The organism is Streptomyces griseiscabiei (genome assembly GCF_020010925.1).
Lineage (GTDB): Bacteria > Actinomycetota > Actinomycetes > Streptomycetales > Streptomycetaceae > Streptomyces > Streptomyces griseiscabiei.
The window spans coordinates 1,295,316-1,317,320 of sequence record NZ_JAGJBZ010000002.1; the positions used below are offsets into that span (position 1 = coordinate 1,295,316).

The 22,005-nt window shown below is 67.8% G+C and carries 22 protein-coding genes; all 22 read right to left on the bottom strand.

Annotated elements, in window-relative coordinates:
• Positions 1 to 48: 48 nt before the first annotated feature.
• The 22 genes from J8M51_RS23165 to J8M51_RS23275 all read right to left on the bottom strand — a co-directional run bounded on the left by J8M51_RS23165 (position 49) and on the right by J8M51_RS23275 (position 21,992).
• Complete coding sequence (locus J8M51_RS23165; RefSeq protein WP_086752117.1) at positions 49 to 933, bottom strand: hypothetical protein; 885 nt, start codon at positions 931 to 933, stop codon at positions 49 to 51.
• A gap of 365 nt (positions 934 to 1,298) precedes the next feature.
• Complete coding sequence (locus tag J8M51_RS23170) at positions 1,299 to 2,537, bottom strand: acyl-CoA dehydrogenase family protein (protein WP_086752119.1); 1,239 nt, start codon at positions 2,535 to 2,537, stop codon at positions 1,299 to 1,301.
• A gap of 56 nt (positions 2,538 to 2,593) precedes the next feature.
• Positions 2,594 to 3,130 (bottom strand): GAF domain-containing protein, encoded by a 537-nt coding sequence (locus J8M51_RS23175; protein ID WP_256964026.1) that lies wholly within the window; start codon positions 3,128 to 3,130, stop codon positions 2,594 to 2,596.
• The gene (locus tag J8M51_RS23180) at positions 3,127 to 3,756 is read right to left on the bottom strand and encodes a GTP-binding protein (RefSeq protein WP_086752121.1); all 630 of its coding nucleotides are present in this window, start codon (positions 3,754 to 3,756) and stop codon (positions 3,127 to 3,129) included. Before J8M51_RS23180 ends, J8M51_RS23175 begins: the two co-directional genes overlap by 4 nt.
• On the bottom strand, positions 3,737 to 4,102 hold the full coding sequence (locus tag J8M51_RS23185) for a DUF742 domain-containing protein (protein WP_143673076.1): 366 nt from the start codon (positions 4,100 to 4,102) through the stop codon (positions 3,737 to 3,739). The genes J8M51_RS23180 and J8M51_RS23185 overlap by 20 nt, the downstream gene beginning before the upstream one ends.
• A 1-nt stretch (position 4,103) precedes the next feature.
• On the bottom strand, positions 4,104 to 4,580 hold the full coding sequence (locus J8M51_RS23190; RefSeq protein WP_086752125.1) for a roadblock/LC7 domain-containing protein: 477 nt from the start codon (positions 4,578 to 4,580) through the stop codon (positions 4,104 to 4,106).
• Between the two features lie 90 nt (positions 4,581 to 4,670).
• Positions 4,671 to 6,209, bottom strand: coding sequence for an ATP-binding protein (locus tag J8M51_RS23195; protein ID WP_267299438.1), 1,539 nt, complete (start codon positions 6,207 to 6,209; stop codon positions 4,671 to 4,673).
• A gap of 249 nt (positions 6,210 to 6,458) precedes the next feature.
• Positions 6,459 to 6,653, bottom strand: a complete 195-nt coding sequence (locus J8M51_RS23200) for a hypothetical protein (protein ID WP_086755101.1) — start codon at positions 6,651 to 6,653, stop codon at positions 6,459 to 6,461.
• Positions 6,654 to 7,203: 550 nt separating this feature from the next.
• Entirely contained in the window at positions 7,204 to 8,259 is a 1,056-nt protein-coding gene (locus J8M51_RS23205; protein WP_256964375.1) for a phosphotransferase enzyme family protein, read from the bottom strand.
• Positions 8,260 to 8,338: 79 nt separating this feature from the next.
• The gene (locus J8M51_RS23210) at positions 8,339 to 9,229 is read right to left on the bottom strand and encodes an aminoglycoside phosphotransferase family protein (protein ID WP_086755103.1); all 891 of its coding nucleotides are present in this window, start codon (positions 9,227 to 9,229) and stop codon (positions 8,339 to 8,341) included.
• A 124-nt stretch (positions 9,230 to 9,353) separates the two neighbouring features.
• On the bottom strand, positions 9,354 to 9,854 hold the full coding sequence (locus J8M51_RS23215) for a helix-turn-helix domain-containing protein (RefSeq protein ID WP_179203033.1): 501 nt from the start codon (positions 9,852 to 9,854) through the stop codon (positions 9,354 to 9,356).
• A gap of 37 nt (positions 9,855 to 9,891) precedes the next feature.
• The gene (locus J8M51_RS23220) at positions 9,892 to 11,322 is read right to left on the bottom strand and encodes a glutamine synthetase family protein (protein WP_086755105.1); all 1,431 of its coding nucleotides are present in this window, start codon (positions 11,320 to 11,322) and stop codon (positions 9,892 to 9,894) included.
• Positions 11,322 to 12,758, bottom strand: a complete 1,437-nt coding sequence (locus J8M51_RS23225) for an amino acid permease (RefSeq protein ID WP_398857389.1) — start codon at positions 12,756 to 12,758, stop codon at positions 11,322 to 11,324. Before J8M51_RS23225 ends, J8M51_RS23220 begins: the two co-directional genes overlap by 1 nt.
• A 174-nt stretch (positions 12,759 to 12,932) precedes the next feature.
• Positions 12,933 to 13,937, bottom strand: coding sequence for a hypothetical protein (locus J8M51_RS23230; RefSeq protein ID WP_086755107.1), 1,005 nt, complete (start codon positions 13,935 to 13,937; stop codon positions 12,933 to 12,935).
• A 377-nt stretch (positions 13,938 to 14,314) separates the two neighbouring features.
• Positions 14,315 to 14,755, bottom strand: a complete 441-nt coding sequence (locus J8M51_RS23240; protein WP_086755108.1) for a hypothetical protein — start codon at positions 14,753 to 14,755, stop codon at positions 14,315 to 14,317.
• A 108-nt stretch (positions 14,756 to 14,863) separates the two neighbouring features.
• A complete protein-coding gene (locus J8M51_RS23245; RefSeq protein ID WP_086755109.1) occupies positions 14,864 to 16,102 on the bottom strand; it encodes a helix-turn-helix domain-containing protein in 1,239 nt (412 codons plus the stop codon).
• Positions 16,103 to 16,516: 414 nt separating this feature from the next.
• Positions 16,517 to 16,981: a GNAT family N-acetyltransferase gene (locus J8M51_RS23250; protein ID WP_179203034.1), complete on the bottom strand. Its 465-nt coding sequence runs from the start codon at positions 16,979 to 16,981 to the stop codon at positions 16,517 to 16,519.
• A 166-nt stretch (positions 16,982 to 17,147) separates the two neighbouring features.
• Entirely contained in the window at positions 17,148 to 17,615 is a 468-nt protein-coding gene (locus J8M51_RS23255) for a PPC domain-containing DNA-binding protein (RefSeq protein ID WP_086755110.1), read from the bottom strand.
• Between the two features lie 33 nt (positions 17,616 to 17,648).
• Positions 17,649 to 18,626, bottom strand: a complete 978-nt coding sequence (locus J8M51_RS23260) for an asparaginase (RefSeq protein ID WP_256964381.1) — start codon at positions 18,624 to 18,626, stop codon at positions 17,649 to 17,651.
• Between the two features lie 830 nt (positions 18,627 to 19,456).
• Positions 19,457 to 20,272 carry a 3-deoxy-manno-octulosonate cytidylyltransferase gene (locus tag J8M51_RS23265; protein ID WP_179203035.1) on the bottom strand — a complete coding sequence of 272 codons (816 nt, stop codon included), beginning with the start codon at positions 20,270 to 20,272 and terminating at the stop codon, positions 19,457 to 19,459.
• Positions 20,273 to 20,298: 26 nt separating this feature from the next.
• Entirely contained in the window at positions 20,299 to 20,874 is a 576-nt protein-coding gene (locus J8M51_RS23270) for an NUDIX hydrolase (protein WP_086755112.1), read from the bottom strand.
• On the bottom strand, positions 20,871 to 21,992 hold the full coding sequence (locus tag J8M51_RS23275; protein ID WP_086755113.1) for an adenosylhomocysteinase: 1,122 nt from the start codon (positions 21,990 to 21,992) through the stop codon (positions 20,871 to 20,873). The genes J8M51_RS23270 and J8M51_RS23275 overlap by 4 nt, the downstream gene beginning before the upstream one ends.
• Positions 21,993 to 22,005: the final 13 nt, after the last annotated feature.

Consider the following 22,005-nt stretch of genomic DNA (forward strand, 5'->3'; position numbering starts at 1 on the left):
GGGCCCGGCCGGGGGAGTAGGGGCGAAAACTCCTCAGTGCGGCGGCGGTTACAGAAGCGCTGGTCCTTCGATGCTGACGCGGCTGAACCATGCCTCGGGATGGGTGATTTCCCGGTACGTGGGGGCGAGCGAGGGGTCGGTCCAGATCCGGTTGAACGGGGCGACGCTGCCGGCGACTTCGATGACTGCCTGGACAAAGCTCACGCCGCTGCTGCGGGCCGGTGGACTCGGATCCGCTGCTCGCGCGCACCTCAGCGAGGTGAGATCCGCGGGGGGCTGCAACCAGGGGAGCAGTCGGGCATGCTGCCGGTAGCGCCATGAGCGCGGCACTTCTCGGGGCCGGTGCTCACGGCAGAATCCGAAGTAGGAGCCTGCCACCGTCTGCTCGGCCCAGGCGGCGTGCCCCTCCATCAGGGCGCTCGTGGCCGAGTCCTCGTGCACCCGGGCGGCAGCACGGATCGGGGGCGGGGGGAGCGTGCCTGTGCTTGCCGCGATCTGTGCGTGGTGGACACAGGCGTGGACGACGAAGCGGATCAGCGCGGTGCGGTCGTATCGGACCCCCGTGTGGTGCAGGGCCTGCGGTGTGATCAGCGTGCGGGGTTCGCCGTAGTGGTCGGTGATCGTCAGGCCGGGGTTCATCGGCCAGCCCGGGCGCAGGTCGGTGGCGGCCCATGCTGTGAGCTGGCCGCGCACCCGGTCGGCTTCCGGCCCGGTGAGGCGGGCATGTGCAAGGTCTTCCTCCAGCGACCGCTCGGCCCATGCCCGAATCTCGGCCCTCCAGGCGCGGGGAGTGAGCAGCCGGAACACCAGCGTCGGACAGGACAGGTCCGTGACTTCCTCGATCAAGGACACGGTGTCCCGCAGGATCTGCTCGATCTCCTCGGCGAGCCCGGAGCGGCCCCGGGTCTCATCGCGGACGTCGATGATGGTCACGCCCCTGTCCCCCTGGTCGTGACCGGTTCCGGTCCGGGCTGTGGATCGATGGGGGCGGCTGCGAGTGTGACCACGAGGTTGCTGGTCGGTGTGGCGCCGGGGTGGAGGTGTCCTGCGAATCCATGCCCGGTGCGGGCTTTGGGCTGCCACCGCGGCAGGGGAGGCAGGGGCTGGCTCTTCATCAACTGGCTTTCGGTGCAACGGGCAGGGAGGCGGCTGGTGGCGGGTACCGGGACCGGCCGCGCGGTTGGCAGGCCCCACGTGGCGGTGGGGCCTGGAGGCGGGCGGTAGGTCGCGGAGACAGACACTGCGGGCGGGGGTTCCCGCAGCTGGTTGTTGTGCCGGAGGGCGCGGGCGCCTGGGGGTCAGGCGGCTGTGCTGGTGGGGAGGAAGAGCGAGGTCTTGGCGGCGAGCCGTTCGGACCACTGGATGGGAGGGGCACCGAGCTCGGTCTCAGCCAGGCGCTGGCGCTGTACCTCACCGGTTCCGGCGGGCGAGTAGGTGTGCTGGATGTCCCGCCACAGCCGTTGGAGGGGGTAGTCCGAGCGCAGGGCGTGGGCGCCGTGCAGTTCCATGGCGTCCTGGCCCGACTGCACGGCCCATTTGTGGTTGAGGTACTTGGAGTTGATGAGGAGGTCGTCGCAGGGGCGGCCGGAGTCGAGCATGCGTACGGCGAGGTGGGCGAGGTCGCGGCTAGCCATCAGCCGGGACTTCATGTCGCCGATCCGGTCGCGCAGGACGGGAAGGTCGGCGAGGGCGCCGTTGTAGCGGCGGCGGCCCTCAAGGAATCCGGCCGCACATTCCATGATCGCTTCGTGGATGCCGAGGGACACCGCGGCGAGGTTGGGTCGGCCGTAGAGGATGCTGCTGCTGTAGGCGATGTCTTTGCCGTCGCCCACTTCGCCGATCACGTTGGCCTCGGGTATGCGTACGCCGTCGAAGGTGAGCTTGCCGAAGGTGAAGCCGTGCAGGCCGAGGGCGGGCCGGTGCGGTTCGACGGTCAGCCCGTCGCGGTCGTGCTCGACGAGGAATGCGGTCAGGGCACGGGAGCCGGCCGTGTCGGCGGAGGCGGTGCGGGCCACGACGCAGTGGAAGTGGGCGATGTGGCTGTTTCCGATGTGGACCTTGCTGCCGTCGATGATCCAGTCGCTGCCGTCGCGGCGGGCGGTGGTCTCCATGCCGAGCACATGGCTGCCGGTCTCCTCTTCGGTCACGGCGATCGACAGCAGCGTGTCCCCGCAGGAGACCTGGGGCAGCAGCAGGGCCTTCTGCTCGTCGCTGCCGAAGTGGATGATCATCGATACGGGAAGCTGGCTGGCCTGCAGGATGGCGCCGGCCGCGCCCGAGGCCCGCGCCATCCTCTGGATCATGAGGGTTTTGGCGAGATGTCCCGCGTGCATACCGCCGTACTGGCGGGGGATCGTGGCGCCGAAAAATCCCTGTTCGGCCATGAGCAGGGCAAGGTCGCGTTCCACGGCGTGGGGGGAGGACTCCATGCGCTGGACTCGGGGGGCGACTTCCGCGGTGGCGAACTCGTCGAAGTGCTGGACCAGGGTTTCGTGGTCGGGCGTGAGATCCGGCGTCGTGGACGACATCGTGGGCATCGTGGTCTCTCCCTTGGGGTGATGGTCGCGAACGGTGCTGCTGGGCGCGGGTCCTGCTACGGGCTGGTGCGGCGGTAGAGCTCGGTCATGAACAGGTCGCGCATGTGGTCGATGACCGTCCACACCGGGCGGCCTTGCGAACGGTCGCGCGGCTCGATGTCGATCCCGCAGACGGTGCCCCAGACGTGGTTCGTCCGCTTGTCGATGAGGGGGGCTCCTGCGTACATGCGGACCCCGAGCTCGTCGACGACCGGGTTGCCGGCGAAGGCGTCGAAATCGAGGACGTCGGTAAGGACCAGCGAGCCGCGGCGCTGGACGACGTGTGGGCAGAAGCCGTGGGTCAGCGGCAGGGTCCGGTCCAGCACGGGCAGTTCGCTGTCGGCGGGATTGGCGAGCCCCAGGAAGTACTGTTCCTCGCCGACCCAGTTGAGCATGGCGTAGGGAGTGCCGAGCGCGCTGGCGACCTGCCGGGCGAAGGCGTCGAACGCCTCCACGGGCGGAGCCATGGGGTCGAAGAGGTCGGGCAGGTGGCTCTGCCAGTCGGTGTCGTGCCTGGTGGTGGACAGGAGATCGGACGGAGCGTGAGGGTTCACAGCTGTGCTCCCTGGAGAACGGTGGCAGGGGTGTACGAGTGGGTGAGTACGTGGTCGATGAGACGGGCGAGTACGCCGGTCGCGTCCGTGGTCAGGCGGGCGTCGCACAGCACGACCGGAACCGTGGACGGCAGCGCCAGGGCTGATGCGACTTCGTCGGGGTCGTAGTGGCTGGCGTCGTCGAACACGTTCACGGCGACTAGGAAGGGCAGACCGAGCCGCTCGAAGTAGTCGACCGCGGGAAAGCTGTCGTCGAGGCGGCGGGTGTCGACGAGGACCACCGCGGCGAGGGCTCCTCGCGTGAGCTCGTCCCACATGAACCAGAACCGGGTCTGCCCCGGGGTGCCGAACAGCATCACGACCGCGTTCAGCTGCGGGAAGGTGATCCGGCCGAAGTCCATGCCGACGGTGGTCGCTGTCTTGTCCACCAGCAGGCTGAGGTCGTCCACGCCCTCGGAGACCCTGGTGATCACGGCCTCGGTGCGCAGCGGGGTGATTTCGGAGACGGCGCTCACGAACGTGGTCTTGCCGACCCCGAACCCGCCGGAGACGACGATCTTGACGGGGGTGGGCTTCGCGCGGCTGGAGCGGCGCGCCGGGCCGGGGTCAGATCTTGAGGAGTCCATTGCGAAGTGCCTTCAGGAGAGCGACGTCGGGAAGGTCTGCGGAGTGCGGGGTGGTCACGGCGCTGAGTGCACGGATGTCGATCAGCCGGGACATGAGGATCCTGGTGATCTGGAAGGGCAACCCGATCAGGGCGCTGATCTCAGCGACGGCCAGGGGCTGCTCCCGGCACAACGCCATGGCCTGGTCGGCTTCCGGCGGCTGCCCGGAGGGCGGTTCTCCCTCGGCCCACAGCAGCGTCTCGATCTGCAGGTCGTGTGTGGGCCGGGTCTGGCCGCCGGTCAGGACGTAGAAGCTGGGGGCCTCAGTGTCCTCGACGGTCCAGGCCGGGCTGCTTGCGGACGCCATCTCACTGGCCGCCACCGGAAGGAGCACCGCCCACGCGCGCTGGCGTGGCCAGCAGCTCACCCATCCGCCTGATCAGGTCGACCATCGCGAAAGCGACGGTTCCCTCGTCCGCCCGGGTGCTGGTCAGCACCCCCAGGACGCTGTCGACCTTGTCCGGGTCGCGGCCCGCGTTCCGGGCCACCGCGGCCGGCGGGCTTCCGGCGCTCATGATGAACAGCAGGAAGTTGCTCTTCCTGATCAGAACCTGTTCGACACGGCCCTCGCCGTCGTCGACTCCGTGAGCGATCGAGTACAGGCCGTTGATCACCGCGGCCAGGCGGTCCGCCATCTGGCCGTCCATGCCCGGTCCCGCGTGAGCCAGCCGCAGACCGTCCTGCGAGCCGAGGAGGACGCCCATCACCTCGGGCACCTTGGCCAAGTCGTTGAGGAGCTCGTCCACAACCAGGTCCGGCTGGGCTGCCGTGGAGTCGGTGGTCATCGCTAGTTCTCCGTATCTTCGTACGTTGTACGGACTGGTGCTCAGGCGCGAAGCCAGGCACGAAGGATGGGCGGATTGCGCTGCGAGGGGTCAGCTCGCGCTTCCCTCGGGCGGGCGGGTCTCGCGCCCTGCCGCGGCTTGCTCGGCACGATGCACGCCCTGGGCGAAGTTGCTGACGAAGGCCGGATCCGGCGGCGCCAGCGAGACGGCGGCGGTCTCAGGCCCTGCAGGGGCCGCGCGATCATGGACCGTGGCCTGTGGCGTCCGCTGCGGCAACTGGGGGCGAGAGTCGGGCGCTGCTCCCGGGGGAGGCGTTGTCCTGGTCGGGGCCGAAGCGGCGGGTTGCTGAACCGGGGAACGCTGCGCGTCACGATAGGGCAATGACGCAGTCCCCGCCGGGGCCGGGGGGCTGGGCCTCGGCCCGCCAGCCGGCCGGGGGCCGGGGCGCCCTGCGGACAGCGCCGATGGGCCCGATACCGTGACAACGTAGGCGGCAGGCTCGGCAGGGGATGCGGGCGCCGCCGATTCGCCCGCCCAGAGCAGGAGCTTGTCCGGCACCACCACCAGCGCTGTCGTGCCGTGCATGAGATTCTGCTGCAGCTGCACGTGGATGCCGTACCGGCGGGCGAGTTTGGCCACCACGAGCAGGCCGGTCTGACGCTGGGCCAGCTGCTCGGCCAGGTCCCTGTCCCGCGGATCGGCCAACATCCGGTTATAGCGGTCGAGTTCCCCCTGGGCCATACCGATGCCCCGGTCCTCGATCTCCACAGCCAGCCCCGCGGTGACCCTCGACGTGCGCACAACGACCTTGCTGTCCGGCGGCGAGCAGAGGGTGGCGTTCTCCTCCAACTCGGCCAGCAGGTGGATCAGATCGGGTCCGGCGAAGCCCGGTATCTTCACATCCAGGGTGGACGCGTGCATGCGAACCCGGGCGTACTTCTCGATCTCGCCTGAGGCGCCACGCAGCAGCTGAACCAGCCCGAGCGGCTGGTTCAATGTGCGCGCCTTCACGCCGCCCAGAACCGCGAGGCGCCCGGCCGACCGCCGCATGCGCTTGAGCAGATTGTTGACGTCGTACACGCGATACAGCAGATCCGGGTCCTGGACCTGATTGGTCAGCTCGGTCATGATGCCCAACGCGCGTACGAGCAGCAGGGTCATGCCCCCGGCGATATAGACGAGCGCTTGTGGCAGCTCCGCCTGCCGCCCGTTCACCACCGCCCGCCATGCCTCCGCGTGCAGCTGGAAAAGAGTGGCCTCCGCTTCGTTCCACGGATTGCTGTCAGAGCCTGCCTGTCCCGCGCTGGGGGCGGGAGGAGTGGGCCGCTCACCCCGGTTGAGCTGCTCAACAGCGGCGCTGATGCTCTTGCGTCCTTCGTTCACACCGGACTGGAAGTGCCGCAGCCAGCCGTGCACCGAATCGCTGTACTCGCTGCGCTGCCGGTGCAGCTCGGCCGCCGTGCGAACGGCCAGCCAGTCCGCGCAGACCAGCACGGCCAGGCCAGCGGCTGCCACCACCGCTCCGGTGATCCAGCCATCCATACGGACGGGGGCCGTCGCGCGGGTGGCACCCGCCATGCACAGGATCGCCGTGACCAGGACGGCGGGTACGAGTACCAGAAGCCGCAACCGCAGGCGCAGCCCCTTCTCGGTGCGTAGCGGCTCAGCGCCGCGCGCACGCAGGGGCTGGCCACGTCGGTGACCAACTGGTCGCGGGCATGGCAGATCAGACATGGGTGACCTCGTGGAACGTGGCCTTCACAGGGATGGGGGAGTGGTCGGTATGTGGGAGTGGCCGCTGGGGCACGCGCGCCAGTCCGCAACCAACTGCGGCGGCGGCGTACGGCCCGGGCCCACGAGGGTGCCCCGGCGGCCGGCCTATATACGGAGCCCGCTGATCATCTCCACCACACTTGAAACGCCGCGGCTGATGGACGGAGCGAGCGAGCTGTCGTGGAGATAGAAGCCGAGGAACACGGCCGCTATTGCGTGGCCGGCCTTGAGACCACCTTTGCGGATCAGCAGCCACACCATGACGGCCAGCACAACAACCAGGGAGACAGAGATGCTCACGAAATTGGGTTTCTGTCGGGCGATTACGTCCGAGGGGTCCCGCGTTCCCAATCAGGTAGGCGGCAATGGCCTTCATAGTTGCGGGATGTGAGGCGTCAGCGCGCCTGAAGGAAGGCGCGCCTGCGCAGCTGGTGACCGCATCGGTCCAGGCGCGGCCGGGAAAGGCCGTCACGCTGACCAAGGCGGGAAACGGGGCGGGCGCGATGTCCTCCAGGGTGCAGACTTGTCGTCTCGCGTCATGTCTGTGACGCCCGGGTGACCGTTTGCCGTGGCGAGCCATGGCGCGGCTGGTGATGGTGTTGATCGCCGCGATCCGGCCATCGCCGGGGATGCTGAAGTTCAGCTCCTCGTCCGCGCCCGCGTTCTGTGCTTCGGCGAACGGGCAGGTCGGGGAATCGGTTTTCGGTGTGGTCGTCACCGGCGCTTCCATCCCCTCGGCGTCCGGTTTCCTGTGTTGTGTTCGGCGTCGGCTGGCACGGAGTACGGTCCTCCTCCTGTCAGGAGCGGCCGGTCGGAACCGCTCCTCGGCACGATGTGCAGGTGTTGTCGGTCAGCAGCCGCGTGCGGGGCCTGCGCCTGGAAGGAGGTCGCCGAAGGCGTCCTCCAGATCCGAGAGACTGTTCAGCAACCGGCGGATGGTTATCTGCTTCTCGCTCCAGTACCGCTTCAGATCGACCTCCGCTTCGGGGTACAGGTCGTACTCGGTGGTCGTGGCGCCGGAGAAGCTGAACAGCATGTGCAGCAGCGCGGCCCGCGCGCAGGCGCGTACGTCCGCGAGGGGGAGGCTCGGGCTTTCGGCGTGATAGGCGCTCACCATCGCCATCGCGCAGGCGTCCCACTGCGGGCTCGTGGCTACGGTGCGCGGGTCGAATGCGGCCCGGCCCAGCTCCCAGGCCGGCATGCCGCTCGCGCCCCGGAAGTCGATGGCACCGGTGACGGCGTCGGCGAGGACGATCAGGTTGGTGCGGGTGAAGTCCGCGTGCAGTGCCTGTTCCACCAGTTCGCCGGGCAGGTGCTCGCGCAGCCGGTGGACATGCTCGTGCAGGTCCTCCCGACGCTGGTCGAGGTCGGCGCGCAGACGCTCGGGATTCTCGTGCCCCTGCCGCAGGGCCTTGCCCAGTACCCGGTCGGCCTGGGCGAGGGCATCGTCCACCGTGCCGGTACGCCAGCGGGACTGCTGCACCCTCCTCGGCATCGGGTAGGCGGCGAGCACCCGGTGCATACGTCCCAGCACTGTGCCGGTGTGCTCGGCGAGCTCCACCGTCATCGCCGAGGCGGTCACGCGTCCGGGCGCCTCGTCGGCCACCGCCCAGGCGCTGCCCGCAGCGATGGTGATGAGGTTGCCGTTCAGGTCGGGCCAGACCCTCGGAATGGGGAGCCGGGCGGCCCGGCAGTACTCGGACATGTCCCACGCGGTGCGGGCCGCCTCCACGTCCGCACCCGAGTGGTACTCCTTGACGAAGAGCCGTGCCCCGTCCTCGGTCAGGACGCGTCGGTTGCTCGTGTCGGTGCCCATGCGCACCGGCTCGACCATCTGCACGACGATTCCGTACCGCTCCCCCAGCACGTCTGCCGTCACCGCTTCGTCCTCGTCGGCCTCGCTCACACCGACCACCGGGAGGCGGAAGAGAGCCGACAGACGACGAGTACGCGCGAGCAGGACGAGTAAGTCCTTGGCTTGGTGTTCACGAGACTCGCCCGCCCCACGCGCGCGTCGCGTTCTCCCGGCGCAGGTTGTCCAGCATCAGGTGTGCCTCGTCGACGAGCCCGAAGTCGTGGTGCTTGATCCCCCAGCACAGGGCGTCCAGCGCGTCCACGGACGCGTACGACCGGCACGCGGCGAGCTCTTCCTGCGTGGGCCGGCGGCCGTAGCCGTAGTGGAAGGCGTCATCAAGGTCAGGGCGGTTGAACAGGACTCGGTAGCGCAGACGGCTGAAGTCCCGGCGGGCGGCCGTCTGGAGTTCGGCCTGTTCGAAGTCGATGATCCGCAGCCGTTGTTCGGTCTCGTCCCACAGCCAGTTCCTGGGCATGTAGTCGCCATGGGTCGCCACACGGAGGAGGCTGGGCGGAGCCTCCTCGATGAAGGCACAGACCGCAGCCACCTCCTGCGGCACATGGCGCGCGGCACGCTCCAGCAGCGCCTGCGCATCCGCCTCCCACCGTTCCTCAGTCACCTGCGTGACAGGCTCGTCGACCGTTGAGGCGTGAAGCCGTCCGAGGAGTACGCCGGCCTGCTCGTACGCCTTGCGCTCCTGCTCAGCCGTTAACCGCTGCGCGTCCAGACTGCGGCCGGGCACCGCGGTGAGCAGAATCGTGTGGGTCTGCGTGTCGTACGTGACCAGTTCGGGGGCCCGGCCGGTGCCGAGACAGGTAGTCCACGCGCGGTATGCGTCCACTTCACGACGGTGTGGCAGCGCACCCGCGTGCTGTTTCGCGTACCACCGCTCACGGTGTGGTCCGCCGATTTCCCAGACCGAGGCCCTGGCATGACCGGGCCGGGGATGCTCGGCGAGCACGGTGTAGGTGTCGGTCACCGATGAGACGAGCTGGTGGAGTGCGCTGGGCAGTTCGGTCACGCGATGCGCCCTTCCTCTGGGCGAGCCCCGACGTGATCACTCTTCATGATCAATGGGGCGCTCTGGGTCTTGTCTTCTGAATCGGGCGTGTGCCAGGGGACGCTGGCAGGGCGTTCTGAGCTGGTCATATGTGTGCGGCGGCGGTGAGGACGGCGCCGGAGAGCGTCTCGACGAGGGACTCGTCGAGGACTCCATATGCCCAGCCGAGTGTCACCAAGCGGGGGTCGTTTTCAGCCCGGGTACGTTCTCGAAGTCCTCGCATCCGCTTCAGGGCTTCGTCGCGGCTGATGCGGGCGCGGTCGGCGTAGTCCTTCGAGTCGGCGCCGATGGCGATCATCCGCCAGGTCTCGGTCTCGGCGTCTGAGAAGGCCCCGGGAGGGACCGTGCCATGAGGACGTCTGAGCTGCTCGGTGACGTAGCAGGCATGGACGATGGCGGCCCGGCCCTTGACCCCGAGCTTCTGGCCGCAGTGCTTCATCTGCACGTTGATGGTCCCGCCGGTGATCGACAGGTCGGATGCGATCGCCGACGTGGCCTTGCCCTCGGCGACCTGCTGAGCGATCCGAATCTGTGCGGGGGTCAGATCGAGGTGCTGGGCGGTTGGACGTGCCGGTCGTGAACTCACGGGAGTCCTGGACCCTTTCCTGATGGAAGGTGTGTGATCAGGCATGAGCCAGCCATCGCTGCCGCTCGGAGTCGGTGACCAGGTACTGGTGGTGGCCGAGTTCCAGGTGGGCGAGGTGGGTGTAGTGCTCGACGATGTCGATGCCGAACGCGTTGTGCGCCAGGTCGCTGTTGTAGAAGGCGGCCAGGGCGGCGGCGAGTGTGGGCGGTGCGAGGGATCCGCCGCTGCGGTAGGCGTTGCCGGTCTCCGCGGGCTGGAGAGCCAGCTTGCGTTCGAGACCGTGATCGATGGCCGCCAGTACGGCGGCCAGAGCCAGATACGGGTTGGCGTCCGCTCCCGGGGTGCGGACCTCCAGGTGGAGACCTTCACCGCGGCCTACGACACGGACGGCGCAGGTGCGGTTGTCCCGGCCCCAGCTCGCGGTGGTCGGGGCGAAGGAGCCGGGCGTGAACCGCTTGTAGGAGTTGACGTTCGGCGCGTAGAGCAGGCCGAGTTCCGGCAGGCCGTCGAGCAGGCCGGCGATCGCGTTCCGGCCGGTCGGGGACAGTTCGTACTCGTTGTCGGGGTCGTGGAGTTGGCTGATGGCCTTGGACCACAGCGACACATGCAGATGCATGCCGTTCGCCCGGCCGGTCTCAGGCGCTGCCATGAAGGTGGGGGCCAGTCCGGCACGCGAGCCGAGGGTTCGTACCGCGTGCTTGAAGAGCAGGTGCTGGTCGCAGGCGGCGAGCGCGTCGCCGTAGGGGAAGGTGACCTCCACCTGGCCGGGGCCGGCCTCGGTTTTGATGGCCTCGATGGGCAGGCCGGCGCGCGAGAGTGCCCTCTGCAGGCGGCGGAAGAACCGCTCGGAGACCGGATCGTGGTCGAGGGCGTAGTCCAGGTTCTGCGACGTGACCGGCCGCATCCCCTGGTATCCGGCGTGCTCGGCTTCGGTGTAGGTGCCGTGGTAGAGGACGAACTCGGTCTCGATCCCGACCTTGGGGTGCAGGCCGTGCCTGGCCAGCCGGGTCAGCTGCTGGTGGAGGATCTGACGCGGTGCGACAGCGACAGATGTGCCGCACTCGTGAACAGCGTGGCCGAGCACTACGGCGGTACGCGGCATCCATGGCACCACGCGCACTGTCGCGAGATCCGGCCGCACCGTCAGGTCCTGATAGCCGGTCTCCCACGAGGCCAGTTCGAAGCCGGCCGCCGGGCTCATCCCGACGTCGGTCGCCAGGGTGTAGGCGCACATCTCCGCGCCGTGATGCGCGACGCGCTTGAGGAAGTGACCGGCGTCGTACCGCTTCCCCTTCAACCGTCCCTGAAGGTCGGGCATCGCGAGCAGCACCGTGTCGATCGCGCCCGCCTTGACCAGGTCGCGCAGGTTGGCCAGCGCGACCGGCTTGTCGTCCCCCGTGGCCGGCGCGGCCAGGGACGGGAGCACGGGGTGCGCTGTGATGCCGGTGTCCGTCGTGGTCCGCGTCATCAGACGACCGCCTCGTCGTCCTGGCCGGCGGCGCGATCGAAGTCACGAGCCGGGACCTCGTACGATCCGCCCTGCTTGTGCCACCACCCCCACGCCAGCGCGAGCACGACGAGCAGTGCCACGGGGGCGTAGTTGAATGTGTCGACGGTGATGAGGGCGCCGCCCTCGGGCCGCGTCTGCGGCAGACAGAACAGGACGGTCACGAACGCCACCCAGATCACCGCGACCGTGCCCACGATCACGCCCCAGCTGCCGAGGTTCCACGGGCCGGGCCGGAAGCGGTCCCGGTTTTTGACCCGCAGGAAGATCGGGATCGCGTACGCCGGTGTGATGCCGATGACGTTGATGCTGGTGATTGCCGCGTACGCGACCGGGCTGTACAGGCTCGGCAACGCCAGCACCGCAGCGCACACAACCGACAACACGACGGCCTTGCGGGGAGTACCGGTCCGGTGGTCCACCTGCCGCCACAGGCGCGAGCCCGGCAGCGCCCCGTCACGTGAGAACGCGAACACCATCCTCGACGCGGCGGCCGTCTCGGCGTTGCCGCAGCACAGCTGGGCGACGATCACGACCAGGAGCAGCGCCTTCGCGCCCGCCAGGCCCAGGGCATCGAGGAAGATCTGAGCCGGCGGCACCCCTGTCGCCGTGCCCACGGTTCCCGCGTAGTCCTGGATCGCGAACGTGAGCCCCGCGAGCAGTACGAACCCGGCGAGCCACGACCAGCCAATCGCGTGGATGATCCCACGGGAGGCGGAGACCTGCGCGTCCGTCGTCTCCTCGCTGAGGTGGGCGGAGGCGTCGTAGCCGCAGAAGGTGTACTGGGCCAGCAGCAGGCCGAGGGCCACGACGTACACCGAGCTGGACCAGCCGGTGTTGTTGACGAACTCCCCGAACACGAAGCCGGCGGACTGGTGGTGGGACGGCACGACGGCCAGCGCGCCGACGATCAAGGTGACGCCGGCCAGGTGCCACCAGACGCTGATGCTGTTGAGGATGCTCACCAGCCGGACACCGAAGAGGTTCAGCACCAGGTGCAGGGCGAGGATGCACAGGAAGATCACCATGATCTTTCCGGGCGTCGGTACGAAGCCCCACTGGAGATTGAGGAAGGCGCCCGTGAACAGGGCGGCCCCGTAGTCGATGCCGGCGATCGCGCCGAGCAGGCCCAACAGGTTGAGCCAGCCCGTGTACCAGCCCCACTTCCGGCCACCGAGCTGCTCCGCCTGGTAGTACAGGGCCCCCGAGGTCGGATACGCCGAGGTCACCTCGGCCAGCGCGGCACCGATGAACATCACCATCGCGCCCACCACGACCCAGCCCCACAGCATCACCGACGGACCGCCGGTATTCAGGCCGAACCCGTACAGGGTCATGCAGCCGGACAGGACGCTGATGACGGAGAAGCTGATAGCGAAATTTCCGAACGGTCCCATGCGCCGGGTCAGCACCGGCTCGTAGCCGAGCTCTCTCAGATACGCCTCATCCGACTTCCGGGATGCCGCGCGATGACCGGGCCCAAAACGAGACACGGAACAACCTCCATAATTCTTGAAATACAGGACAGGGCAGGTGTGTGACAGTCGCCATGCGCGAGGGATTGGTCTTCGTCAGGGATGCGGGCCAGCACGCTGTCCATGGGACTGGGCGTAGGAGAGGGACTCGGCTCGAGCTCGAAGCAGCAGTGCCTCGCCCGGGTCCGGGCCCGCAGCGCCCTCGTGCACCGAGGCCCACGGCTCACGAGCCGCGTACGGGCCCGTCGCCAAGAACACCTCGGCCGCCTCCAGATACTGGCTCCCCGCCCACAACGCGTAGGCCAGACAGTTCAGATCAGCGACCGAACACAGCTCGGTCGGCGTCTGGCGGAACCACTCGTAGAACGCGCTGAGCGTGCAATCGAGCGTCGACTCCTGCGACCACTGCTGACGCCACAACGGATCAGCCCGCGATCGGCGCCGCTGCTCGATCTGCGCGTACGCGGGGAGAAGCAGCAGGGGCGATGCCGGTGGCCGCTGCGAGACCACCCATCTCCCGAAATCGATACCCGCGGCCAACGAAGCGCCAGCCGGCCCCTCCAGGGCGAGCAGAAACTGCAGCAGCCGGTGGTACGCCTCGCGGTTGTACGGATCCCGCCTGTTGACCTCGTACAGCAGCCCCCACGGACCGTGCGGCAGCATGGGCTCGGTGGGCACGAGGCGATGCTCCGGACGGCCCAGTTGAGTATCGATCTGCGCCAGCGCCACAAGGCACACCCACGGCACAGGGTCGCCAGGTGCCCGGTTGGCGGCCAGCAGCACCTCACGTCGCGCCCTGCCCTCGAACTCCCAGGTATACGGGTGCTGTTGACGATTAGCACGCAACGCCCGCTCCACCGCCACGCGGGCACTCATCAGCTGAGCGTCATAGCTGTTGGGTTCCTCCCCCAACCACACACTGACCACATCCGACCGCGCAGCCGCCACAGCCAACACCTGAGTACGCGAGGTTCGCAGCGCCCAATGCGAACCCGTCTCCAGCAGCAGCTTCCTGGCGGTGCGCCAGCGGCCCACCCCAAGGTCCTCTAAGGCCGCATGCAGAGCATCGTCGTGACCGGCAGGGTGATACACGAGGCGCATCAGGGCCCCCCGCCGTGAACGGGGCGGTGGAGGAAAACGAGAACGAGGCTGCTCGTTCCGTGTGTTCGAACTGTGCGACGTGGCGTCGTGTTCTCTGGAGTGCACGTCAATGTCATTGGAGCCTCAGGCGAGTTGGGGGGAGTGGGGCCGCGAAGCGGACGACTTGGCCATCGAGTGGGGTGGCCTAGAGGCGAATCTGTCCGATCAGGTCCCTTATGCCGTTAATCATATGATTGACGCTCGGAGTCATGGACGTGCTCGGTAGGGAGAACCCGAAGAGCATCAGACGGACGCGGGTCCAGGTTTCACGGACTTGCTGCGGATCAGAGCGACAACGATGATGCGGAGCAACAAAACGAAGGACATGCTCAGGGCCGTCAGGGGGCTGCTTCCTCCGCTGACCCTTGTTGTTCCCTGCGGGCCCGGCTCAGGGCGCGGTGCAGGACATCGGGCTGGTTCAGCGACCGAGGGTTGCGGGGGAAGATGTGCCAGTGCATCCCCGGAGGTGTCGTGCTCTCGGTGGACGGTACGACGACGTGGCACTTCTGTCCCAGCGCAACGGTCCCGGGCTCCCTCCAACGGGCCGCGGTGCCCACTGGGACCAGGAAGTACAGCCGGGGCTCCGGACCCTCGTGGTCCAGGATCACCGGACCGACCGGTTTGTCACCCTCGCTGAGGATCTCGATCGCGCGCCGACCCACGGCCTCCATGGCGCGTACGGCATCCCACCACTCGCCGGCCGAGCAGAGCTCGGGCTCCTCGCCGACGGGCATCCAGCGCGGCGGGACCGCGCGAGCTGCGGGATTGTCTTCGGACATGGAATGGTCTCCTCGCCACTGGGTGTGAGGAGACCATTCCATTCTGCAAGCTATTGTGCGCGGACAGACTGTCCGTGGGGTTCTCCCACCAAAGCCCTTGACGCAGGTTCAGGTTGTGCTAAGTCCCGTCCAACTGCCGAACGCAGACAGTTCGTTGGAAGGGTGAGCGTCCATCCTGAGCAGCGCCGCAGTCGTCTCGCGAACGGATGGGTGGAACCGCGTATGGTTCGGCGCGACCTTCCGCGCGCGCTTGAGATCCGCGAAGGCGCCCGGCCGATCGCCCACAGCGAGCTTCGCGGAGGCCACGTCGATGAAGTGGTGGCTCGACCGCTCGCCGACGGTCGTACTGGGCGGCGCCCACTCGCCGCCGGAAACCGGAGACCATTCGGTGAGGCGGGCGAGAGCCTGCTCGGTGTCACCCATGTCGATCATCGCGTGCACCTCGTGGATGCGGATGTTCGTCGGGCCGAACGACATCTCGTACGCAAGGGAGTCGCGGTTGCCTGCCATGCCCGCGACCTGCTCCGCCTCCCGCAGGTGCGCGTCGGCGCGATCGGGGTTGTTCTCACGGGCTTCGAGAACGGCCAGCTTCAGCAGCAGCGCACCGTCGACGGCAAGCGCGTCCTGCGTGAAGGAGCGTTCCGGCTGGAACCGCTCCAGCTCGGTCCGCAGCGCGAGGAGCTTGCGACGTGCCGGCGAGTACGCGCCCTGGCGGAGCATCGCTCCCGCGACTAGGTAACCGGCCGTGAACTGCATCAGGGGGTCGCCGGAGCGGTCGGCTGCCCAACGGACGCGTTCCAGCGCCGTGTTCGACAGGTCATGGTGACCCATCTTGTGGGCCAGGGAGTTCACGGCACGATAGGCGCGAGCCAGGTGCCAGAACGCCTTGCTCTGGTCGCCGTTGCCGCCGCCAAGGGCTACATGCGTCAACTCGGTGATGATCGGCGGCAGCAGGGGGCCCATCGGCGCGTAGCGGGCGTCACGGCGCAGGGCCGCCACCTGGTCGACTTCCGAGGCGAGCACGGGAAGCGCACGGGGTGCGATCTCCAGGTCGTCGGGGCTGTCGTAGCAGAGCAGGAGGCGGCGAAGTTCAGGGATGACGGCGTGGACGCTGTCTTCGGCTTCCGGCTCACCGTAGTAGGGCTGGCCGGTCAGGACCTCGGGGCCGAAGCGCAGCGCCTTCGCGAGTGCCAGCACCAGCGACGGTGAAGCCTTCCGCGCGCCGGACTCCAACTTCTGCACGTAGCTCGGGGAGACTGCGACCTTCTGTGCCAGTTGAGCAGCAGACAGTTTCCGTGTCCTGCGTGCTGTACGGAGACGATCTCCCAGCGTCAGGTTTTCACTCATCGGTGGATCTGTCCCTTCGCGATGGAGCACTCGCCTCAGGGTACGGAAAACGCCCTACCGCGCGCCCCTGGTCACCAAGTGTTAACGGAGCTGGCAGCGTGGCGACTACGGGGGAGGCCCCTTGGTGTCGCGTCCGAGACACCCAACACGGTTCAGAAAAACTACACAAAAGCGGCAAGTTGGGGTGAAATGTCCCAGATTTGAGGTTCATTGCGTCTCGGGCGTCAAGAGCTTGGGGAACAACTACTTACGGACAGATTGTCCGCGCTTCTCTTCGACTGCCGCGATCGACAAGCCGCATCCGTTACGGATAGTGCTCACGCACTTCGCATGACGGGACTACTGAATGTGTTGCCTCATGTCTTTGGCCAGCCGCCCTCTGAACCGTGGACGCCAGGGCCAACATCCCGTGAATCAGGTGACGGCCCGGCGATAGATCTGCCGGGAACCGCCTTCCGGTCCTGGACCGACAGCCTCGGCAGGGGTGAAGCCGAGACGCTCGTAGAAGACACGCGCGCCGCTGACGAAAGCGCCGGGGTGTTCGGCGCCGAAAGTGACGACCTCAATGCTGCCCGGACCCTGCACCCACCTACGCATCGCGTCCGACATCAGTGCACGACCGACACCCTTCCCCCGTGCCTGCTCCGAGACGACAAGCCAGTGAACGTGGTAGGTCGACGCCTTCGCTCCGAACAGCAGCCCGCCGAGGAGATCCGGCCCCGAGGAAACAGCGACGAGCGCCGTGGACCGACGCATGTGCTTGCGCACAGCGTCATGGAAGCCGACTTCCTCGACCATCGGACCGAACCAATGCTCAACCTGGGCCGCCAGGCCAAGGAAGCCAGGGAAGTCTTCATCTCCCGCGAGTCTGACGATCATCCGAGCAGTCTGACAGGAACGATGCGAACGGTGCCTGATGCGGCACCAGATGCTGGCACGTCACGCCCCTCTACGGCAGCCGACTCCGCACCGAGCTCGACCTCGTCGAGTTCATGCGCGTGCTCGCTGTCGTCCACGATCACGACCTTGTCTATCCACGAGGGCATCACTCCGGAGCGCCGAAAGTGAGCAGTGGCACGTCGTACAGTTCAGGATTTCGAGGCCGGGTCATGACCGGTGAGATCACTTCCACGATGAAGAGCTCGCTGAGGAACTGCACCTTGGCGCTCAGGAGGTGACTGGTACGGCCGTCGGCCGACTGCGACTTCAGCCCGGCGGAGACGTGGATGTGCGGCAGGATGCCTCCCGTCTCCGGATCGTGGGCGATTGTCCCAGCACCGAAGGCTTCGACGTTGGTGACATACGTCTTGGCCCAGACCGGGGCGTCCGGGTCTTCGAGTTTCTCGCAGGCGCCGACGATCTCGGCTTCGGCGAACGCACCGATGAACGAGGGAATGTAGCCCTGCCGCACTCCTTGGTCACGGCAGAACGCGGAGAGCGCGTCGAAGAAGTCCTCGCCGTGGTCGAAGGTGACGCCGAACGTCCGGCCGGTGTTCAGTACATGGGCACGCATGCGGGTCTTCTCGGGCGGGGCGGACGTGCGGAATCAGCGCGCGAAAACGGCGAACTTCTCAGCGATGCTCTCGCGGGCCACGTCCTGGGCGAGCAAGGCATGGAGCAGGAGGCGCGCCTGGTACGGGCCGAGGTCGCCGGCCGGGATGAGCCCCCGGCTGATCAAGTCCTTCTCCGATCCGGGGAACCCGTACGTTCCGGTCAGGGCCGGGCCGTTGCCGATGCGCGAGGCGAGGACCACGGGAATGCGTACGGCGAGCCGTTCGAGACTCTCGACGAGTCGCTGCGGGACGTGTCCCACGCCGAAGGCGGCGACGACGAGCCCGTCGCACTGGCCGGACCAGGCTTCGAGCAGCGTGCCGTCGTCGCCGAGGCTGACCGTGTAAAGGCCCACGCGTGTGTCACGGACGGCCGGTGCCAGGGGAACGAATCGTTCGGGCAGCGGGGAGGCCAGCCGTACCCGGTCCTCCGCGATCCGGCCGATGGGTCCGGTGGCGGGTGACGCGAAGGCGGCAGGGCTGGTGGTGTGCGCCTTACGGACATGCCGTGCCGCGTGGATCTCGTCATTCAGGACGACCAGCACCCCGGCTCCACGCAGTTGCGGGTCGGCTGCCGCGACAACGGCCGCGTATAGGTTGGCCGGTCCGTCAGGGCCGGCCATGGTGGGGTTGCGCATGGCACCGGTAACGACGACCGGCTGGTTGTGACCGTGGCGGAGGTCGAGGAAGAACGCCGTCTCCTCAATGGTGTCGGTGCCCTGTGTGATCACGATCCCGTCGACATCGCCGCCGTCGAGGACCTTGTCGATCTCGGTGCCGAGCTCCGTGAGGTCGTCGAAAGCGAGAGAGGCACCGGGCACCCGGCGGAAGTCGTGCACGCGCAGGTCGATGCCGTGACCATCCAGGCCGGGGACAGCCGCCAGAAGGTCATGGGCGGAGAGAGCCGGCACGACTCCCCCTGTCGCAGGGTCGGTGGTCATGGCGATGGTGCCGCCGAGAGAGTAGACAGCCACCGTTCGTGTCACGCCTGCTATCGCCCCAACTTCCGGTCCATGCAGCCTGGTTGGATCTCGCCTCAGGATCTTCCGTGCATGCTATCGGGTCGCTCCACAGGGGCACCGGCCTCGGACCGCAACTCGGCCGCCACGTACGTGCAGGCCCGGTCCAAGGCATCAAGGCTGAGATGGCGGCTTCCGGCCTGGCGAGGCCGGTGGTTCCCACAGAGCCGGGCTGAAGCGCTGCCTCGTACATCTGGACCGAGACGGACGTCCCGTCCAGGATCCGCAGGCCGTCCATGTGCCATACCCCGCCGGCTCCTGGAGCAGGTGCCGCGACGGACAGGAACGAGGTGTCGAACCTGATGTCCAACCGGGAGGCTCCTGGCAAGGACCAGCTCCGGCGCCGGACCGAATAGCTCTTTCACGCTATGCCCGAACCAGAACTCCATGACAGCGGCCGTGTCGCCACGCGGTTCCTGCGCACCGGCGCACCACCGTGCGAACGTGGTCCGGCCGACGCTCTTCACCCTGGCCAGACGCGGATTCTCGTAATGCTTGGCCGCCCTGGCTCCTGCACTGGCAAGCTGCGTCATGAATACCTCGTAGCGCCGCCACCCTCGCTTGTCGAGGATGGCATCGAGGAGCGTCGGGTGACGCATGATTTTCCTTTCCTTGCGCGAGGTAAAGACCTCGCCTGGGGCGGAGTCCTTAATTGGCCGTCGCGGAGGGCGGGGCATCCGGTGACCCGGATGGTTCTCGCTCTCACTCGGGCAGAGTTGACCCAGCAGGGTTGGTGCTCTCGTGATCACTCGGCAATTCAGGCTCTGGTCATTACCGGGGTGCGTCTACCTGTGCGCGGTGATCTGCTGGGAGGCGCGCTTGGGAGCCGGATTAGGGTCGTGCCTCCGACTCCGCAGGATGGTGAAAGCCCGTGCGAGATCCTCAGGCGTGTCAACGGCTACGCCGTCGTCTGCGACCTGAAGCATCCGAACGCCGTGCCCATGCTCGATGAAGCGGAGCATCTCCACGCCCTCGGTTTGCTCCAGCGGCCCTTGCGAGAGCCGCCGGAACTGCCGAAGAGCCTCACCGGTGAAGCCGTACAGCCCCAGTTGCCGCAGATACGTCGGGCGGGCTGCTCGCGGATAGGGGATCGGCTGGCGCGAGAACATCAGGGCGTTTCCCCCTGTCGTCAGCACGACTTTCACGACGTTGTGGTCGAGGACGGCGCCGACGTCGCCCAGTTCCGTGTAGGCGTTCACCGCGAGGGTGCCGGCCGCGAGATGGTGCAGAGCGTCGGAGACGGCGTCGATCGCGGCCGGCGCGATGAACGGCTCATCGCCCTGAACGTTGATATAGCCGTCGGCGGGCACGCGCTGGGCGCACTCAGCGACACGGTCGGTGCCGGTGAGGTGCTCTCGGGTGCGAATGCACTCGATCCCCAGACGGTGGCAGGCGGTCTCGATGCGTTCGTCGTCCGTCGCGACTAGCACACCGTCGAGAAGCGTGGCCTCCAGACAGCGCTGGTACACGTGCCACAGCAGAGGCTTGTCCCCGAGCAGTGCCAAGGGCTTGCCGGGGAAGCGTGAGGCACCCCACCGGCAGGGGATGACCGCGATGTGGCGGCGCACGGTGCGTGGTTGCGCGGGTGAGGCGGTGGACATGGCAATACCCCCGGTCGGTCGGCGTTTCAGGAACGTGCGGGATGTTCAAGGAGTGCGAGCTTGGCGCGGACGGTCGGCGACGCGGTCTCTTCGAACGGCCGCCAGTCGTAGCCGCCGACCTCCTCGGGCTGGAGCGTCACCATGTGCTCAGCCGTGAGCCGGAAGACGAAGCGGAAGTCGATGTGCTGGTGCGCCGGTTCCTCCTTGGCGGGGTTGGCATCGATGTCGTGCACGTCGATGTCCAGGGGAACCGTCTCGAACCCGGGGAGCGGGGAGACCGCGTGGTCGGGGATACCGGCTTCCTCACAGAGTTCGCGGAGGGCGGCGTGTACGAGGTCCTGGTCGCCCGGTTCGGTGTGGCCGCCGGGCGCGAGGTACTTGCCGGTGGCGTTGTGATGGATGTGCAGCACGCGGTCGGCGGCGTCGAGGACGATGGCACTGCACGTGACGTGAGCGGGGAAGGTCTTGCGGTGCGCAGGGATCTGCGCACCGGCCAGAGCGGCGAACAGCGGGGCGAGAAGCTGCTGTTCGCCCGGGTGGCGGCGGAGGTATGCCTCGGCGGTGGCGCGGATGTGGTCGGGGGACGGAGGCAAGGGGGTCACCTGTCGAAGTGGTCGAGCCAGATCCCGGCAATGGTCTGGCGGTCCGTGGTGGGCATGGTGTGCAGGCCGGGCTCGAAGAGTCCGTGGCTGAGGGCGGCGGTGGCGGCGAGGATTTCGGCCTGGACGAGGTGGATGTAGGTGCCGACGGCCGCTCCGTGGACGAAGTTGACGGCGCCACCGTCGGCGAGCACGTAGAAGTAGTGGCCGGTGATCTCGTAGCGCGTCAGCTGATCACCCACGGGTATGCGCTGGTAGAGGTCGTGGAGGGGCGTGAGCTCCAGTTCGTCTTCCGAGGAGGTCACCGATGCGAGGTAGGCGCCGTTGCGCAGGGCGGCAAAGTCGTGCTGGCGCAGGGCGAGATTCCCGGTGGCGCACAGGACGAGTTCGGCGTCCCTGACCGCCTCGGTGGTGGTCGTGGTCGTACGGAAGCCGTGGGAGTGCGCCTGCACGCGCCGGATGGGGTCCTTGTCGTAGACCGTGACCCGCAGGTCGTGGGCGCGCAGGGTCTGCGCGATGGCGCGGCCGACCTTGCCGAAGCCGAGGACGCAGGCGTTGCGGCTGGTCAGGATGTCGCCGCGGGCGCGGACCAGAGCGTCGGTGGAGAAGACGATGGACCGGCCGACCAGGTGGTCTTCGCAGTCCTTGAGGGGTGAGCGGGCTACCGAGATGACGGGGCATCTGAGCTGGTCGAGTCCGGCGTAGCGCTGGTGGCCGTTCTCCGTGTCCTCCACGACGCCCAGGACGCGGCCGGAGAACTTCTCGACCACTGTGGCGAGGCTGGGGGCGAAGTAGCCGCCGATGTCCGCCAGGACGATGTCCTGGCCGCCCGCGGTCTCCTCGACCCACTCCAGCGCACGGGTGGGGTCGGCGAACAGGTCCCTGCTGAGGTCGTGGACGGGGTAGAGATCCCGGACCTCCTCCAGGGTTCGCTGGTGGATGGACTTGGGCTTGGGCAGGACGGCGCCGATGGTCGAGGTTGCGGCCATCGCGCGTAGGAACGCCGGGCGCTCGGAGAGCAAGTGCGTGATGATCAGTGAGGTGATCGGGCCGGCAGCGGGGAATTGCTCGGTGACGCGTCGGAAGAAGGTGTCGAGTCGTGCTCGCTCGGGGCTCTCCACAGCAACTCCTCCT